Raw genomic sequence first — 16,635 nt, forward strand, 5'->3', positions numbered from 1 at the left:
GCCGGTCGCCAAAGACTACGTATTGACTACTGTGAGTTTGTACTGACATGGATGGCGCGTCACAACGTCTATTACAGCGGAGAGAGAATATGAGGTAAGATGGCCACAAACAACGACAAAATCCAGTTCCGGGGAGAAAGTGAGAAGGAGGCGACTCAGATTGTCGATCAGATGCGTCTTGGTGGGATCAACATCAGTGAGCTTGCTCGACAGGGTCTTCAAGAGAAACTCCGAGAAGTCCTCTCGGACGAGGAGAAGATCACCCTCCACCAGCGATACAAGCAGGGAGAGCTTTCTGAAGACGTTGCAGAGATTCTTCTTGGTGATGCCTTGGGAGAAATTGAGCGGGAGCGGGAGGCCTTTGAGGAGGCTGCGGAGCTTGACACGACTGGCGTGTTCCAGAAGTGAAGATGGTGGATGATGTACGCCATCCAGTTATCGTTGATACAGACGCACTAATTGCTGTCGCGAACACGGGTCTCTGGTCTCGAATTACGGATAATATACAGCTGACGACGACTAACGTGTGCTATCACGAACTCAAGCGCCACGTTCGGGAGATGTCTGAGTACGCGCCTGACGGGACGAGAGAGCGGTGGGTCCACGACGGGAGTAAGCGGGCACTTGAGCCGTTCGACGACGAGGAGAAGTCGTTTACGACGGTTCCGTGTGTTCCTCGACCGCATGGAGAGGATGCTGGGGAGAAGTCCGTGAAGATGGAAAGTGAGCAGCATACAGAGGTGTATCGGTTCGCTATTTTGATGGATACGCACGGGCGTCGGGCTATTAATCGAGTATTCGGTGACACCGACGAGACGACTGGAAAAGCAGTTGCTCCCACGTTTTTGCTGTATCTGCTACTAGACGACGGAGAGTGTACTGTAGCGGAGTTTTGTCAGGCCTGTGGCGAGATGCTTCGAGGGGAAGGCTGGACAGGATATCAAGCGATTCAGGCAGCGTGGGAAGCGATCCCGGTCGATTGCTCGCAGTATCTCCCGGACACTCTACTTTCATGAACACTTCGGAACAACGAGATTGTATTACCAACTATTGTTAATCTATCCTGAGCAATTCGTGAGTCCCCTGTATTGACCGCGATCGGGTCACTGTCTGGTATTGTTGATGCTCTCGCCAGTGCTGCTGATCTCGATTCACTCTGTCGGCCGCGGTGAGACCGCGGCACGCGACGAAACCGTGGCCTGCGAGCGTTCGGTTCGTGGATGTGTTGGTTGCGGCTGTGACTGCAGTTTGTGGATCCGGAATGGGTGCGGTCATGTTCGCTTGACCGTGTCTACAGATGACTGACCACGCAGAACCAAATTCGACCGACAGCGTCGTCTCGACTCCTGATCAACCGTGTGTACAGGTGCTTGCCTCCGGGTTCGCGATTCAGTACACACCCGAGCGTCAACCCCGGCGTCAGGTCCGGTATGAACCACGCACGCACGCCGATGGCTGGTGGCGTATCGTCGACGAGTGGACAGGGTGTGCGTGGCGCGTGACTGACCGAGAACCGGTTGCTGATATCCAGCTCACTATCCACCATGACTGACACTGACACTTCGTTGGCAACGCTGTTCGATGTGCTCTCGCATGCGCGTCGTCGCAGCATCATCCTCGCCGTTGCCTGTGCGCCCGCTGGCGTGCAGTTGCGGACGGTTGCTGAGTTCCAGTACGCGATCGAACACGACGTGACCCCCACGGCTGCGGCAACACGCTCTGTGACGATTCTGCAGACGAATCTCAAACGGAGTCATCTTGAGCCGTTGGAGGCGGCTGGCTGTATCACTCGGTCTGGTGACCGGCTTCACGCCGGGCCGACCCATGGGTGGGCTCTCGCGCTCATTGCTGTTGGGGCGCTGGTAGGCGCGTAGGGGAACTCGGCGGCGGCGGCGTTCGATGGTGTGGCTGTGATTTTTCCCACCACGTAGTCGTGGACATTCTCCTCGATCTCGTGTACAGTGGGTCATCGAAACAGGAACCCCACGAGTGCAGTGAGGCGTCCGGGAGACACACGCTACGGTCACTGTGGCGATCATCGTGGCCCGTAGTTCGTAACCAGAAGTGTAGTCGATCAACTGGCTCGCTACGTCCTTGGGAGTTCATCGACGAGTGAGGTCGGATACCGCTCGCTGTCTGTGACCCTCTCCTCGCGGCAAACGGCGAGGAGGCAATCACTAGTACTCACGACGACTAATCGACATGCAACATATTGGCATACAGGTCCGCTGCCGTCTCAACGTGGGCTGGCGTGACCATGTCGGAGAGTTCGAGTCGCGCACTTGCGATTGCGAGTCGTTCGATGGTGTCTGTTCCGCCGGTCTGTGTCGGTGACTCGGTACTGTCGGCGTCGACATCGTGGGCGATCTCCGTCGCGGTGTTCATCTTCTCAAGCTGCTCGCGGGCCGCCGTAGAGAGTGGTGTTGGTCGCTGCCGAGCGTACTCGAGATACACGCCGGCAAATGCGGGCTCAACCGGATCGATCGTGGGGAGCCGCGTGTCGGTGAGCCAGCGATCAGCTGTGCGATCTGCAGTGACCACCCCGTCAACTGCCAGCGCCAGTTCGGGGATAATATCGTCGGACGCACCACGGCGCCGGGTAGGAGACGTCCGCCACGTCACGGTGATGGCGCCCGGTGCTGGATGGGTGCCGTCAGTCGTCCACTCTGGAACCTCGCCCGTTGTCATCCCTTGTGCAATTGCCTCTTGGAGATCTGGCCCAGCAAACCTGATCGACGAATACGCCGTCAAGGCAGTGTCTGGATCCGTAATCGGGCTCGTACCGCCCGTGTGCAGAGCGGCTGTGTGGTCGGCCGCCTCACAGTAGATGAGCCCGACGCTACCAGTGGCTGTACGGAGTGTGGTGAACGCGGAACTCGCTGGGATTCGTCTGTCGAGTCTGAGCCCGAGATGCAGCGGGCGCACCGCTTGATCGACGGTCGCCACCGGCGCGCTCACGAACTGTAAGAGGAGTGCTTCGCCAACTCGTGGCGGGATCTTAGGCGGGGTGAGTGTCAGTGCAAGCCGCTGTCGGGTGTACGGATCGGCTGTCAATTCGGTTGCGGTCATCTCGCCAGTGCGCATACACGGTCAACGTGTGGCCGAGAGTTGTATGCAGCGTGTACAATGAGTCGGGTTCACACCCCACAAAAAGTATCTATCGCCCACTCGGGTGTTGCCTCTCCAGAAATCTAATTCGAAACAGTCGCTATCTCCGTGGAGGAGGGCGGTTTCCAGCATGAACCACTCACAGATCGTTTCGCCTCACTCTCCATCCGTATCTGAACACCGTCCTGTCAGCATCACCGCTGAGAACATTATTCCGGTTACTTCTGTGGAACTAATAGTGGCAAAAAATGCAATCAATCTTATTTGACAGCACATGTTGCTGTCAAAGAGATTATGATATGGCCAGCTTTATTTCCGAGCATGATGAGTTGGGTGTGATGAGCGAACACGAAGAGATGGAGGAAGTCTATTCACGCCTGTCAGATGGTGAGAACCGCGCACGGGAGCTTGAACGCACACAGGTTGACCTCCAGCATCGGGTCGAGATGCTCGAAAAAGTCATTGTACATCTCATTGATAAGTCAGATATTGACCCCGATGAGATTGGAGATACTGAGACGTTAGGGCAAAGTCCGGTTACATCAATCCGATAAAAGCCACACCAGTGAACTATCGCACCCTACTCGTCTGCTAACGTAGATTCCTTGAGGGGGGATTTCTATTTCAACGACGCGACGTGTACTGACCATGTCACCAGAATCGGCACTCAGTGAAGTGGTCGTATCTCTTGTTCAACGGCACGGTCACTGGCGGTTCCCACGCTGTGGTTCGCGGTGAGATATTGTCGACAATCCACCGTGGCCGGCCACTTGAATGGCGCTCACCCAATCAAGGTCGCGAACATCACTCAGACGATGGTCATAGCTCCTTGTGGAGATCCCGGCTCGCTCGATCTGGAGCGGCCGAGCGACTGATCCGCTTTGAACAGTGTGGCGTACAGCTTCGTTGCTGTCGGGGTCAGGTCGGGGCGGAAGCGTGTGGCCGGGAGTGTCGCCGCGGCGCGTTCAATGTCGGCAGGCGTCGGAGAATGAGGGTCGTTCAGCGCTCGGAGGAGGTCCACCACGACATCGTACGGACATGCTTGGTGGGTAGTGCCGATAGACCGAACGAGTGGAGACACAGCTGGACGAGTTGCTGTCGCTCACCCGAGGCGGCTTACGGTGGGTTTTGACCAGCATTGAGCGGCGCATACGAATTTCTGTGGTAGGCGACCCGCCAGAGTTTACAGACGGCGCGAGTGACTAGTTCCTCGGGAGACTGTCTGATACAGGATTCTTCGACGGCGTCCAGATCTGAGCTCGCAGTCGGCGGCGAATGATAGTGTTCGAGCCTACTGACGTGAATGTAGTCTCCCGCATGTGGATGCTTTCCCCACCAGAAATTCACGCCGTCCGTGTCCGTGTAGTGAAATTTGTAGTCAGCTCGTGTCGTCCACTGGATGTCAATCCGAGCCTCGTCTGCCACACACAACCCGTCGTCGAGCACAACTTCGAGGACAGATGGATGAAGATAGTCGTCAAGTTCGGCTGTCGCAAGCGGCTCCATTTCCTCGACAACGTCGCGAATCGTCAGAAGTGCCGGACGGTCCGTCGCTCCGCGAAGCGTATGGTGTTCGTTTTGATCTGCGGAGTCCTCCATCGCTCAGGCCGGGACGCTATCATTTGTTGAACGATCGCCGTCGACAAACTGCTCGGCGTTGCCAATCGAGAGGGCCGCGTTCGCGAACGCAAGGTTCCGACGGAGCGTCTTCCACTCACGAATCCGCTCGGGGTCGATCTCTTCTTGTGGAGATCCGGACTCGGCGAGAGCCTGATTCGTTTGGTTGATGGCCAACTCTTCAGGGGAATCGACACCGAATTCAGCCTGATACTCGGTGAGCTGCTCGCGCATTTCTTGGATACGTGTGGCCAGTTCGTCGGTCGAGACGTGTGCAAGGATGTCGGCAGCCTGTTCGACGACGAGCGATTCGGGTGAGCGCCGATAGAGCGTGCTACCGTGTTCGCCGGGTGTCGTCTCGACGAATCCCTCGTCTGCAAGTGTGTTCAGATGCTTTCGAGCGGTCTTCGGAGCGGTCCGTGCATCGTCAGCGACCGCCTCAGCTGAGAGAGGACGATATGTATGTCCAATGACGTGTCGAATACGTTCGTAGGGCGTCGTTTCCGTTTCCCATTTTTCCCCAACCGCCTCGTTGATATCTGTAAACTCCGCTGGCGGGCGTTGGTTGTTCATGTTCAGACAGATACGTTGAAGGAATATAGTACTTTGGACCGATCACAAATTACTCTAACACTGCTCTGTTGAATCCGCAGAAGGCGGTGGGATCGGGTCACTCTGTACTCGGTTCTGGAGCGCTGTCGAGTGAATTCAGAGATGGAATCTTGACAGAGAGAGTGAGGACCAAGGTCACTGGGCGGAGCGATCCAACTCCTCGATGACGAAGCGTGAGATAATCACCTCTTCAGAGATCGTGATCCCCGTGCAGTCATCGGATTCAACAGAGCAGTTCTGACTGGTGCGTGGTACTCCGCTTGTGGGATCGTTGTTATCGGATCGTCTGCTTTGACGAGCATCGCCGGATCGATTTGAACTCCATTTTCTCGGCCAGATCGGTCGACACGGATCACGCCAAGTGATTCAAGAACATCAGCGGTCGAGGGCTGATCACAATCCCAGAGGTCCTCCGCCGACGGGTTGACAGGCTGCATTGAATCGCTGTAAGGCGGAGAGATTTACGAGAGGTCGGCGTCGTCGCGGAACTGGTCGTTGCACCCGGCAATCGCGTGCGCGGGTACCCGTACAAGTTCTACCAGCTCACCTCGCAGGCGCGAGCGCTGTTCGACCGAAACGACCCGTTTCCGGCAGACGCGTGGCAGCGGCAGGACGCTCGTGTGGAGAAGACCGGTGAGGTCGCCGAACTCGAATCGATGCCGCGGCCCGAGTGACTCCTGCTGGAATCGCCTCTCTTAGGAAACTCGGGTCGCAGAGTACCGCCCGCTCACCGATCGGAGTCGAACAGCGTCGCAAGCTCCGGGATGCCATACAGCCACGCGTCGGAACGATCGTCGACCACGGCCCGTAACTCGTCCGTGAAGCCGGCCCGCGAAAAGAGCGCGTACCGTACCTCTCGGTCGGTTCCTTGCCACCGGACCTCCGATTCGAGCGTCGTGAGCTCGTCGAACACCCGGCGACCCACTGGTTCCGTGGTCCACTTACACTCCCCGAGGAGCAAGGTCCCAGTCCCCCGATCAACCCCAGCGATGTCGACCTCCTCGCCGCCGTACCACCAGCGGCCGATCCGCGAGCAGGAGACGGGGAACGCCGGCGTCTGGACCGCCTGCTGGCACACAGTTTCGAAGTTCTGGCTCGTGTGTGTCGGTAGCGTCTCGGCGATCGCCGATCGGACCGGTGCCGTCCGTCCCTGTTCGAGCGTTCCTCGATTGGGTGCCACGTACCGAAACCAGAACCGAAGGAAATCGTCCGTCAGCCGATACAGTCCCCGGCCGCCAGGGTCCGTCACCGGATGCTCCTGGTTGAGGATTGCCAACTGCGTGAGGTTTTGGAGATACCGGGAGAGACTGCTTGCATCACGGCCGATCTCGTTGGCGATCTCGGTAACGCGTGTCGCGCCACCGGCGATGGCTTCGAGGATCGCCATATACGTCGCGGGCTCACGGAGTTCCTGCCGCAGGAGAAACTCCGGCTCCTCGTACAGGAACTCACCTTTCGAGAGGATGGATTGCTCGATGTTCTCGAGGAGGCTCAGTCCTGGATCGAACTGTTCGAGATACGCGGGAACGCCTCCAAGCACACTATACAGCTGGATCTGCGTCTCCAGATCGTCGTCCGGGAAGAACGCGCGAACGTCCGCGAACGAGAGTGGAGCGAGCTCCCACTGTCCGGTTCGGCGCCCGTATAGTGGGCTCTCGTAGCTCAACACGCCCTCCTCCATCATCGAAATCGACGAGCCCAACAACACGAGCGAGACGTCCGTTCCTGCGAGTACGTCGTCGACAACGGTCTGAAACACTGACGGGATCGTGTCGTCCTCGTCGACGAGATACGAGAACTCGTCTAACGCTACCACGCACGGCCCGTCGACGCGCGCCGTGAGATACTGAAACGCCTCGACGAACCCGTCGACATCCGGAGTGATATCGTCGAACGCAGCAGCGCACTGTGCCGCGAATCGCCGAGCGTTGTGCGTTGCGCCCCGCTCGTCACAGAGATAGTAGACTGACGTGTCTTCGAGTGCGTCAAGCGCCGTCGTCACCAGCGTCGTCTTCCCTACCCGCCGTCGCCCGTATACGACGAGGAGCTGTCGCTCGGCTCGTGAGAGATGCGACGTGAGCCATTCGAGTTCAGTTTCTCTGTTTATCATTATGCGTGCGATAATATTATCGTGTTCATAATAGTTGTTCGGGTCCGTTGTGGCGATCGTTCTCCGGGTTTCAGTACAAGAAGGCCGCTACAGTCTTAGCGCCGGCGTTGTTCGAACTCCTGACGTTCACCACGTTGCTGTTGGCCGCCTCCGACGTTAGCAGCGTCCGCTTCGTATCCACCATCTTGGCTACATACGTGATGTCACGTGTCTGCTGGTCGTCCCCGTCGATCACCGGCGGACCGTCGAGACAGCCGTATCGAGTTGGGAGAGTGTTTTGTCTGTCGGCGTTCAAAGATACCCTAGCATGGGCCTGTACGACGACGTGCTGGTCGCAGATGGCGTCAGGCTACCGAAGTTCCCAGCCGAGGCTAGTCCGTCCGATATCGGGTGGCAGACGAAAGACATTGGTCGGCCAGCCATGCGAGCGTACAAGATTACCGCAGACGGACGGCTTCTGCGACGCGAGCGAGAGTTCCGTGAGAAAACGTCTGAGGAAAAGCAGGCGGTGGCCGCCGATCATGGCTTCGGATCGTGGGACGAGTACGCCTCGTTTTGTGATGACGCCGACCCAGGTGACCGCATCCAACGGGGAATCGGTCTTGGAGCGCCGAACTCCCGGACCGTCGACGAGGAGTTCTGGCTCGATCACAATATGCACGGCAGTTTCGAGTTCCATGGACGGAGCGACGGCATCGAAGACGGATTTCACTGGTCGTACGAAGCACGGTTCACACGCGGGGAACTCATCGCTATCGTCTTTCTCGGCGAACGAGGCGGCGGTTCTCCCGATGAATACAGGCCCGAGGCGCCCGTCTGCGTCGAGTTTTAACATCCACGACAGCCTGATCGTCGCCAGTCATCGCGCACAAGAGACTACTGCGATCCTCACAGCTGACGGTGGTATCGGTGACGCCGGGTACAAAACGATCTGGGACTGACTAAGCGCCTCTTCGTGAAGCGCTCGGTGACACAGACGCCATCGGTATGCATTGTTCACCGTCGCGGTGACGCGCGAGGAACCATCACTCGGAGCCGATCGCGTCACGAATCGTCTGCGCGTCAACCTGGCCATACGTCACCAACGTCGAACACCCAGGGGCATCGAGATCATACGTTGTAAGCGCTGTTGTGTCGCTCCGGACGCCGTGGGCGTCAAGGGTAATCCGTGGCTCCCCAGTCGCAGGATGCGCAAGGTGATCGACAACGGTGTGTCCAAGTCTGCGGTTGGTGACGACCCACAAGCTCACCGCAGGGTCACACGCCGCCATCGCATCGGCATCGGTGAGCACGCCTGTCGACAGATCATGTGTTTCGCGTTCAACTTCGACACAGATATGCGGCTGGCCGTCGCCGTCAAGCCCGACGACATCGATCCGCGCTTCTGACTCAGGAGGGACCCAGTACCGTTCGACCTGTTCGACCGGACTTGCCGGCTCATCACGGACTGTTTCGAGCGCCTGCACCGCCAGCTCGACGCCTTTGATGTGTAGGACTGATTCTTCGGGATCGCCGCGTTTGGGTTCGGGTGGGTCGGCGCCATTTCGGAGCCGCTGCAGTAGCGTCCGCGCTTTCGGTGTCAGGCGGTAATATTCGCCTTGGAGTTCGGACTGCGGTGTGATGTAGCCTGCCTCAGCGAGCTCGTCTTTTGGCTCCGGGCCGGTGAGTCCGACAGTTGCGCGAAGTGGGTACATTGAGTCGGTGCGCACGTCCCAGGCACGCGAGTCGATCGCCCGCCGTCGAGCGCGCTCCATGAGCCGGAGGAACATGACTTCGGTAATCGACAACGGGCAGGCGCGAACACGCTCAACAGTCACGTCTTCGAGCCAAATATCGGTAATTGGAAGTGATGTCGCATCATCCTTAGTTGAATCCTGGCAGTGACGGATTGCATCCACCAACCGCTCGAACCGCGGCGAAAACTGTGAACCGCAGTCTGCACAGCGAAGACTATCTTTATTCGTCGCGTACTCAACCCCCTCTGGGAGTGACTGTGAACCTAACCATAGTGTATGCCGGAGACCACGCTTAATGTCTTCTGCCGGCGTCTGTGGCTCTTCGCGAGTGTGATAGCCGGTTGGTGTCACTCCAAAGTCGTCGTGAGTGTGATCCCGAAGCTGAGACCATGCGTGTGAAAAGTCGGCTTCAACGGAAGGTGTGAACGGAGCCTGCCCGTTTGGATGCCCCGGTGGAAGCGGCGGGTCATTGATCACTGCCGTCGGACTCCGTTGGGTCGGAAGTGACCGATCCGTGGCCGGTGAGACAATCCACCGATCATCGGGACATTCACCAAGCAACGCCTGTGTCTCGGCAGGCGATCGGTCACGAACAGCAAGTTTCTCTGCAAGCCCCGGTGCGTCCATCACTTGGCCACTGAGGATGGACCCAACGTTGGTAAGTAGTTCACGGTATGAGCGGTCACCCATGTCGCTTGCTCCAGCACGCAGTTGCTGTGGAAACTGAAGAAGTGGGATGACTGAGCACCCGAACCCGCGTCCCATTGCGAGGAGCTCTGATAACACACCCTGGACACGGAGCTGGGGAACCTCATCAATCCAGAGTGTGACTAACGCGGGCTCGTCTCGGGGGCCAAGTGCTGCCTGTCGGCTACGGAGCGCACGCCAGAGCGAAAACAACAGTGTGTTCGCAATCATGCGTTGTGCGCGCGGCGTAATCTCACTGAGATCGATGATGATGACGACATCTTCATCCAACCATCGATGCAACCGAAAGCCATCCGTACTGGTTTCCGGTATTGAATCGAACATTGCCCGCAGGTACGGATCTCGGAACAGCTTCTCCACGCGGGTCTGCGCCCCTTCTGCGATTGCTCGAAAGAGGCGATCGGGTCCACTTGTGAGACTCTTTGTGAGTTGTTTGAGCCACTCTGGGCTCGCTTCCGGAACGGTTCGTTCAGTTTTGAGCGTGATAACTGCGTCATACAACGTCGAGAGCCCGAACGCATCAGTCCCATACTCGGGGTCAAATAACGCCATCACGAGATTTCGGATCACGTCCGGGGCCCGGACGGCGTCATCATCACCCTCAAAGACGATCTCAAGGGTCGTTAACAGATCATCAATCACGGCTGTCACCGCATCAATCCGACTGATGCCGACGTCGAGTTGTAGCCGAATATCAAACAGTGGAGCCTGTGGTAGGCCAATCTCGCTATCGAAATATAAGACATCCTCAAATGCGTCCTCGGCGTCACGCGACCCGTAGACGACTTGGTCATGATACAATGCGCGGCCGATCATGTCTGGCCAGCCGTCCCCTTTTGGATCAAGAACAATGGTTGCACCGTCCGTCGATGTGTGTCCAGTCCTGATACCTTGTGTGGCTGTCGAGCTCTTTCCGGCACCGGTTTGTCCGGTGATTAGGCAGTGGCGATCAAGAACCTCTTCAGGAATGATCACCGGTCGCGGTGGGCCATCAGTGGCCGTCGCTTCCTCGCCAACGAGAAGGCCCGGCAGTGCGTGTGGATCGTAAATTGACATGGTGTGAGTCGCGGAGGTCTTACTGGATTTTAGCCGCTGGGTATCGCTGAGAGTGTGCTTAACCAATATGACGGTTCAGACGAGCCGACAGCGCCGCCACCCTGTAGTGAGGGACTGCCGACTGGTAGGCTGGTTGGGTGTTATTGTTCTGTATCACCCGGTGACGTCGTTGAGTCGATCTCGCTATCCCCACTGGATTCGTTCTCGTTGTGCTCAGTGGCATAGTACACCGAATCGGCATCTTGCAAAAAGATCCCTTCCTGCTCGCGTGTCATCGAGTCGGTGGTTTCGCCGTATGGATCCCCGGTAAACTCAGCGTCGATCGACTCAAAGACATCTTCCCGGACCTCGAGCAGGCTCCGAAGACCCGCTTTCGGGACACGGAGACCAACCGTCTGTGAACGAAGTTGTCCGGAGTGGCGGCGCTTCGTCCGGATGGTTCGGTCTTCGATATCAGCCACGACATCACCGACACTGTCACCACGGATCTTCTCGCGCACACCACCACGCCTGCCTGTCGACGAAGATAATTCAGTTAGCTCCGAGACCGGAATGTCCCTATGTGTTCCTGCAATCGGTGCTGTTCCAGGGATCGTAACCACACCTTCTTTGGCGAGTGCTGACAGTGTCTCTTTGACCGACTCAGAATTAGTGTCATCGTAGACGGCCAGCAGGCGAAGATTTGCTGTCCAGACCGGATCATGTTCTGGTGCGTCAGGGTCGAAATCACGAGCCTCAGACGATGCGAGCGCCCGCTTGACCGGCGTCAGTGTCTCGTCGGTGTAGGACGCCTCATACGGCTTGACGCCATTCCCAACCATTATTTGTACCGTCCAGTCAGCATCGATGCCACTGAGCTTGTGCATCAGTCGCTCAATTGTGTGCGTCTCCTTGAAGCCGCTTAGCGAGACGCCAGAGGGTGCGTGATAGAACTCAACAATCGATACCCGTTCGGGTGAAGACGCTGCTGACACTGTCGAGGATGGTGTCGTTGTCGTTGCCGTCGTTTCCGGATACAACCAGTCCATCGCTTGCTTGAGTTCCGGTGTCGACGTGCTATATGTGATCTTAGAGCCAGACTCCACAGACTGGACAGTCACACTGACATCGTCTTCGAGTGCCGGTGACGGCGTGACAAGTGCATACCCCCGAAGCACCCGAGTTATGTTAGTGGTTCCCGCCAACCCCATTATTGCACCCAGAAGGAGGACTCCCGGCAAGAGCACACCGGTGAGCAGCCCCGTAGCTACCACTGGCTTCAGTTGCGTTATGATGTTTGGCATCAGTTGGCCGTTAATTATCACATCGACGAGACTTTCGCTTCCGGCTCCTGGCCCGAGGAAGTACGCAATACCGACCTCAGCCAGATAGCGGAGTTGGATTAATGCAAACCCCCCTCCTGCAAAAATGACACCCAAAAAGAAACTGATTCGCAAATTGTGGCAAACCAGCTGAGTGAGCTTCCGGCGAAACGAGTTCTGTTCGTCTGTGTTGAGGATGGAACTTAGCGTGTCAATTCCTTGCCCGTGATGATCGATCTCGGCGTCCTTGCTCGTGGACAGTTTGACGGCTGTTCGTTTGTTTTCTCGCGATTGTGTACGGTCTTTCATTTGTCTTTTTGTTGTCTTTATAGATCCGATTCCTCATCCAATTAGGCCCGTTGTCAGCCTCAGCCAACTGTGTATAGTTGATTTTGGTGACCTATTCTGTCCGATTTTGAGCCTGTGTAAAAGACTGATAAAATGCGATTAGATATAACTCTTCCGAAGGAATTAGTTCTAGATACGGTACTTGAGGTTGGTATACTTTACAATTGGAACACACATACAAATTATATATTCAATTTGAGACTTCTCTTTGTTGGACTAAGGCTACCGTTAACAGCGCTTATCGGTACAATTGCTGCCTAGGTGCGATGTTGCATCGGGCCTCTATTAGCGGCGACGCAATGACGCTGAGTATTCTATATGTTCAGAGGCTCACTTAATCGACTCAATCACCGTACCGTCGATATTTTCATACTCAAAAAAGAACATGAGGGCATGAATGTAAATCACCCAATCGACAAAGAGATACTCAAGAATACGCTTCGTCAACATTCCGCCAATATCGTGGAAGATCCAGATCTAGGTATTGAAACTGAATTTCTCGAGAAATTAACGCTGGTCAACGATGACTTGAAAAATGCACAAAATACACTACAAGCAAATCTGAAGTATATTCTCGGGTGTGCGACAACTGGCACCGATGATATTCATCTTCTCTGGCAGTCATCTAATTACATCATTTTTGACGATCGTGAGGGAATACTCATAGAAGGGCTAAGTGACAAAATTGACTTTGTATCAGATTTGTCACTTATTCACAAGATGCATTCAAGAATGGCAAATGAGATCTTCAGGAATTTTACTGAGAGGCCTTCTCGGGAGGGTGATACATGGATAATTAAGGTCCCACAGGACTGGGCTCATGCGACCCAGTTTATGGGGACATTACTAACAGAACTGATCAAAAAAGGGGTCACGCCAACACAAGCACTTGATTATTGGCTGGTTGAAATTCACAATAAGACCGTCCCCAATTGGGCAACAGAACGGCAGACATCAACACAGGCTATCCGAAAGAACATCGAAAAGGCCACAGAACGCCTCAACGAAGACGGTAGCAGCCTCGAATATGACTCCGATCACTATTTCAACTCGGTGTATGACGGCCGATATACGACCGAAAACCGGCGTGTCGTTACGGTGAATGGCCACCACTTGGATCCACAAACCGACCTCTATGATTATTCACCATCTGGCAGCCTCAGTTGGGGGTATCGTGGTGCAGGTCCAACCCAGTTGGCTGCGGCGATGCTTTGTGATGTATTTGGTGCGGATCAGGTTGACCATGACATGATTGTGAGCTTTCGAAGATTTTGTAATAAAAAAATGGGGCAGGGTGGACACTGGCGCATTGATGAAGATGAGATCTTCGAGTGGTACGATGACTATACCGAACACGATTCTTCTTGAGAGTGCTGTGTTGAATAGCGATCTAATCAGCTGTTATCACGGAGCAGAAGAACGAAGCCGAGGAAATCAATTCTGTCCATGGAAGTCGATCTCCTCGACTTCGTTGAGTAGTGTTACCGCCTAGTCAAACAAGCGTTGGGAAAGCACGCGGGTGAGCCCGCCAGCGGCGGGTTCGCCCGCTGGAAACACGTTGTGCTACACTGTCTTCGGCTCGAAGACGGCCACAGCTACCGAGAAACGCCGAATCGGCTGAAGTATATGGCCGAGATTCGTGACGCACTCGGCTTAGATCCAGACGATCTCCCAGACTACAGCACGATCTACAAGTCGTTTGATCGGCTGAAAATGTGGGTATGGCGGGCGCTGCTGCGCGTTTCCGCGCAGCAGCACCCGCAGTCCAGACACGCTGCGCTCGACAGCACGTTCTTCGACCGGCGACGTGCCTCCTCGTACGTTCGCCAGCGGGCAGGACGGACGATACAGACGCTGAAAGTGACGACATTGACTGATGTGGAATCACTAGCTGTTCTCGACGTTCACATCACAGCGCGGTGGAAGCATGACACGAAGACCGGACCGCAGGTCGTCCGCCGAAACGCGGACGACCTACAGTCCGTCGCCGCCGACAACGGCTTCCAAGACTGGCACACCGAGTACGAAATCGCCGCACACGACATCGATTACCTCGTTCATTATCGCGGCTCGTCAGCGAACGCAACCGCGAAAAACGCTCTGAACCGGGCAAAGGGCTACTCTCAGCGGTGGATGGCCGAAACATCCTACTCGACAACCAAGCGCTCGCTCGACGATGCCGTGCGAGCGCTTGGCTGGTATCGGCAGTTCCGTGAAATCGTCTTGATGTTCGCCATTACCAACATAGAACCATTGTGTGAGCCGCTGTAACCGTGACTCAGCATCTATTCAACACAGCAGTCTGGAGGAAGTTGAGGATCGGGCGATCAATTGGGGCAGGGCTTCCGCCGTCACCTGTTGGTGGCACCATCGAGGGAGCTACCCGGAGACTTGTCCGCCGTCGGCGCTGGCACGTTGTTGGCGAGCGCGTTCGTAGCGCTCACGTTCCTCCCGTGCGGTTGCCCAGTCGGCGAGGTCACTGTACACGACGTCGATCGTTCGTTCGTCACTCGCCTCCGCCATAGCCACGGCATCAACCGCAGCCGGTGTTGCAGCGTCGTACGCGTCCTCGTAGTCGGAAATTCGTTTAGTCAACTCGAGAACATTTCCCTGTAACTCTTCGACGGAGTGGTCTGCAGCGAGCTGGTTGATGCGTCGCCACTCAAAGTATGCGTCATTGCGTTCATAGGTGGTTGGATGACCGTTATGACGTGTGACGATGCCGAGATCCGTGAACCAGCTGAGGTACTTTCGAGCAGTCTTCGGGTCACACTCTACCCGCTCGGCAATAGTACTCGCCGTTGATGCTTCTCGGGTCTGGAGGATAGTCCCATAGATACGCTGTTCGACATTATCCCCGCTAAACGGGTCATCGAACGAAGGGGGGCCATCGGTGGACGCTGTGTCAGGAATACGTCTTCTTGCGAGGCGATAGATATAATTCTTGCTTCAAGGAATAATTTCTTGCGTGAAGTAATGTTGCCGTACCTGCTGGGTGGAACCAAGACATGTAGTCGTTTGAGACGACAAAGCCATCTCGTGATGGCGGGAGAGTTCCGATCTCTCGGGCCACGCCGAGAGAGTAGGATGAGGTAGCGCTGTGAACTGCGGGTTTTTTCTGTTCTCTATCGGATCATTCGTATGGTCCCCGCAATCGCGCACTTCTTAATTGGGACCGTGCTCCTGCTCACAGCAGCGGCGCCAGTTACGTGCGCAGTGAGTCTTAGGAGTCAACGATGGTGTCGGGCGCATCTTCCACGTCAGTTTTCTCCGTTTCGTCTGCGGCGTCGGTTTCCTCGTTCAGTCGTTCTTCGGCACGGTCGCGGTCTTCGGGGTAGCCGACGTCGATACGCCAGCCGTCGAGGCCGATAGCGTCGATCGTCCGACCAGACTGGATGAGGAGATCGATCGCGTCAGAAATTTCGTACTCGTCGCGGTTCGAGGGTTGGACGAGGTGACACGCGTGGAAGATGGCGGGCGAGAAGGTGTAGAAGCCGGTCATCACCAGATTGCTCGGCGGGTCCTCCGGCTTCTCGACGACGTCCGTAATCTCTCCGTACTGGTTGGTGTCACAGACACCGTAGCGAGAGGCGTCTTCCCAGGGGACTTCCTCGACGAGGAAGGCGGCATCTGCACGGTCCTCACGCTGACGACGGACCACGTCTTGGAGATTCGCCTCAAAAATGTTGTCGCCGAGGATGAGCATGAAGTCGTCGTCAATGTGCTCTTCGACCGTGAGGAGCGCGTGGGCGAGCCCGTTCTGTTCGCGCTGGTGCGTGTAGGTGATCGGGACGCCCTCGTAGGCGTCGCCGTAGTGGTCGATGATCACCTCCTTCATGTAGCCGACGACGACGATGAGTTCGTCGGCGCCGAGCTCGATGAGCTGATCGAAGCAGTGGGTGATGAGGGGTTTCCCGTCGACCTCCACCATCCCCTTGGGCTTGTCATCCGTGAGCGGGCGGAGGCGCGTGCCCTTGCCGGCCGCGAGTACGACTGCTTTCATGATCCGAGGATTCAAGTCAGGCAATGATAAGCATTC

General features: G+C 56.3%; 16 protein-coding genes. 7 read left to right on the forward strand and 9 right to left on the reverse strand.

The window, feature by feature from the left end; genetic code table 11:
• Positions 1 to 99: 99 nt before the first annotated feature.
• Together DOS48_RS19005 and DOS48_RS19010 are read left to right on the forward strand one after the other, a co-directional pair.
• Positions 100 to 408: a hypothetical protein gene (locus tag DOS48_RS19005; protein WP_127117247.1), complete on the forward strand. Its 309-nt coding sequence runs from the start codon at positions 100 to 102 to the stop codon at positions 406 to 408.
• A 2-nt stretch (positions 409 to 410) separates the two neighbouring features.
• Positions 411 to 1,016 (forward strand): hypothetical protein, encoded by a 606-nt coding sequence (locus DOS48_RS19010; protein ID WP_244629372.1) that lies wholly within the window; start codon positions 411 to 413, stop codon positions 1,014 to 1,016.
• A 1,177-nt stretch (positions 1,017 to 2,193) separates the two neighbouring features.
• Here the strand turns inward: DOS48_RS19010 and DOS48_RS19015 are convergent.
• Positions 2,194 to 3,084 carry a minichromosome maintenance protein MCM gene (locus tag DOS48_RS19015; RefSeq protein WP_127117249.1) on the reverse strand — a complete coding sequence of 297 codons (891 nt, stop codon included), beginning with the start codon at positions 3,082 to 3,084 and terminating at the stop codon, positions 2,194 to 2,196.
• Positions 3,085 to 3,446: 362 nt separating this feature from the next.
• On the opposite strand from DOS48_RS19015, the gene DOS48_RS19020 reads away from it, so the two are divergent.
• Positions 3,447 to 3,662: a hypothetical protein gene (locus DOS48_RS19020; RefSeq protein ID WP_127117250.1), complete on the forward strand. Its 216-nt coding sequence runs from the start codon at positions 3,447 to 3,449 to the stop codon at positions 3,660 to 3,662.
• Positions 3,663 to 4,224: 562 nt separating this feature from the next.
• Here DOS48_RS19020 and DOS48_RS19025 read toward each other — a convergent pair.
• Both DOS48_RS19025 and DOS48_RS19030 read right to left on the reverse strand, forming a co-directional pair.
• Positions 4,225 to 4,707, reverse strand: coding sequence for a hypothetical protein (locus tag DOS48_RS19025; RefSeq protein ID WP_127117251.1), 483 nt, complete (start codon positions 4,705 to 4,707; stop codon positions 4,225 to 4,227).
• Positions 4,708 to 4,710: 3 nt separating this feature from the next.
• On the reverse strand, positions 4,711 to 5,298 hold the full coding sequence (locus tag DOS48_RS19030) for an Rrf2 family transcriptional regulator (protein ID WP_127117252.1): 588 nt from the start codon (positions 5,296 to 5,298) through the stop codon (positions 4,711 to 4,713).
• A gap of 551 nt (positions 5,299 to 5,849) precedes the next feature.
• Between DOS48_RS19030 and DOS48_RS29265 the strand changes: the two genes are divergently transcribed.
• Positions 5,850 to 6,011, forward strand: coding sequence for a hypothetical protein (locus tag DOS48_RS29265; protein ID WP_210755405.1), 162 nt, complete (start codon positions 5,850 to 5,852; stop codon positions 6,009 to 6,011).
• A gap of 53 nt (positions 6,012 to 6,064) precedes the next feature.
• On the opposite strand, the gene DOS48_RS19040 is transcribed toward DOS48_RS29265, so the two are convergent.
• Together DOS48_RS19040 and DOS48_RS19045 are read right to left on the reverse strand one after the other, a co-directional pair.
• Positions 6,065 to 7,447: an ATP-binding protein gene (locus DOS48_RS19040; RefSeq protein WP_127117253.1), complete on the reverse strand. Its 1,383-nt coding sequence runs from the start codon at positions 7,445 to 7,447 to the stop codon at positions 6,065 to 6,067.
• 70 nt (positions 7,448 to 7,517) lie between these two features.
• A complete protein-coding gene (locus DOS48_RS19045) occupies positions 7,518 to 7,682 on the reverse strand; it encodes a hypothetical protein (RefSeq protein ID WP_158283835.1) in 165 nt (54 codons plus the stop codon).
• Between the two features lie 72 nt (positions 7,683 to 7,754).
• On the opposite strand from DOS48_RS19045, the gene DOS48_RS19050 reads away from it, so the two are divergent.
• Positions 7,755 to 8,279: a hypothetical protein gene (locus DOS48_RS19050; RefSeq protein WP_127117254.1), complete on the forward strand. Its 525-nt coding sequence runs from the start codon at positions 7,755 to 7,757 to the stop codon at positions 8,277 to 8,279.
• 193 nt (positions 8,280 to 8,472) lie between these two features.
• On the opposite strand, the gene DOS48_RS19055 is transcribed toward DOS48_RS19050, so the two are convergent.
• Both DOS48_RS19055 and DOS48_RS19060 read right to left on the reverse strand, forming a co-directional pair.
• Positions 8,473 to 10,947, reverse strand: a complete 2,475-nt coding sequence (locus DOS48_RS19055) for a type IV secretory system conjugative DNA transfer family protein (RefSeq protein ID WP_127117255.1) — start codon at positions 10,945 to 10,947, stop codon at positions 8,473 to 8,475.
• Between the two features lie 140 nt (positions 10,948 to 11,087).
• Positions 11,088 to 12,557 carry a hypothetical protein gene (locus DOS48_RS19060; protein ID WP_127117256.1) on the reverse strand — a complete coding sequence of 490 codons (1,470 nt, stop codon included), beginning with the start codon at positions 12,555 to 12,557 and terminating at the stop codon, positions 11,088 to 11,090.
• 357 nt (positions 12,558 to 12,914) lie between these two features.
• Here DOS48_RS19060 and DOS48_RS19065 point away from each other — a divergent pair, with 357 nt between their 5' ends.
• Positions 12,915 to 13,964, forward strand: a complete 1,050-nt coding sequence (locus tag DOS48_RS19065; protein WP_158283836.1) for a DUF6166 domain-containing protein — start codon at positions 12,915 to 12,917, stop codon at positions 13,962 to 13,964.
• A 135-nt stretch (positions 13,965 to 14,099) separates the two neighbouring features.
• Positions 14,100 to 14,867, forward strand: coding sequence for an IS5 family transposase (locus DOS48_RS19070; RefSeq protein ID WP_244629373.1), 768 nt, complete (start codon positions 14,100 to 14,102; stop codon positions 14,865 to 14,867).
• 108 nt (positions 14,868 to 14,975) lie between these two features.
• Here the strand turns inward: DOS48_RS19070 and DOS48_RS29345 are convergent, their stop codons facing one another.
• A complete protein-coding gene (locus DOS48_RS29345) occupies positions 14,976 to 15,509 on the reverse strand; it encodes a sugar-specific transcriptional regulator TrmB (protein ID WP_127118846.1) in 534 nt (177 codons plus the stop codon).
• Positions 15,510 to 15,819: 310 nt separating this feature from the next.
• The gene (gene aglF, locus DOS48_RS19080; RefSeq protein WP_127117258.1) at positions 15,820 to 16,599 is read right to left on the reverse strand and encodes a UTP--glucose-1-phosphate uridylyltransferase AglF; all 780 of its coding nucleotides are present in this window, start codon (positions 16,597 to 16,599) and stop codon (positions 15,820 to 15,822) included.
• Positions 16,600 to 16,635: the final 36 nt, after the last annotated feature.

It is taken from the genome of Halorubrum sp. PV6, from assembly GCF_003990725.2.
Lineage (GTDB): Archaea > Halobacteriota > Halobacteria > Halobacteriales > Haloferacaceae > Halorubrum.

What these genes read in the sequence shown, in the direction of transcription:
- DOS48_RS19015 (WP_127117249.1), bottom strand. Translation starts at nt 3,084, where the DNA reads ATGCGCACTGGCGAGATGACCGCAACCGAATTGACAGCCGATCCGTAC.
- DOS48_RS19055 (WP_127117255.1), bottom strand. Translation starts at nt 10,947, where the DNA reads ATGTCAATTTACGATCCACACGCACTGCCGGGCCTTCTCGTTGGCGAG.
- DOS48_RS19010 (WP_244629372.1), top strand. Translation starts at nt 411, where the DNA reads ATGGTGGATGATGTACGCCATCCAGTTATCGTTGATACAGACGCACTA.
- DOS48_RS19065 (WP_158283836.1), top strand. Translation starts at nt 12,915, where the DNA reads ATGTTCAGAGGCTCACTTAATCGACTCAATCACCGTACCGTCGATATT.
- DOS48_RS19050 (WP_127117254.1), top strand. Translation starts at nt 7,755, where the DNA reads ATGGGCCTGTACGACGACGTGCTGGTCGCAGATGGCGTCAGGCTACCG.
- DOS48_RS19020 (WP_127117250.1), top strand. Translation starts at nt 3,447, where the DNA reads ATGAGCGAACACGAAGAGATGGAGGAAGTCTATTCACGCCTGTCAGAT.
- DOS48_RS19060 (WP_127117256.1), bottom strand. Translation starts at nt 12,557, where the DNA reads ATGAAAGACCGTACACAATCGCGAGAAAACAAACGAACAGCCGTCAAA.
- aglF (WP_127117258.1), bottom strand. Translation starts at nt 16,599, where the DNA reads ATGAAAGCAGTCGTACTCGCGGCCGGCAAGGGCACGCGCCTCCGCCCG.
- DOS48_RS19030 (WP_127117252.1), bottom strand. Translation starts at nt 5,298, where the DNA reads ATGAACAACCAACGCCCGCCAGCGGAGTTTACAGATATCAACGAGGCG.
- DOS48_RS19005 (WP_127117247.1), top strand. Translation starts at nt 100, where the DNA reads ATGGCCACAAACAACGACAAAATCCAGTTCCGGGGAGAAAGTGAGAAG.
- DOS48_RS19025 (WP_127117251.1), bottom strand. Translation starts at nt 4,707, where the DNA reads ATGGAGGACTCCGCAGATCAAAACGAACACCATACGCTTCGCGGAGCG.
- DOS48_RS19040 (WP_127117253.1), bottom strand. Translation starts at nt 7,447, where the DNA reads ATGATAAACAGAGAAACTGAACTCGAATGGCTCACGTCGCATCTCTCA.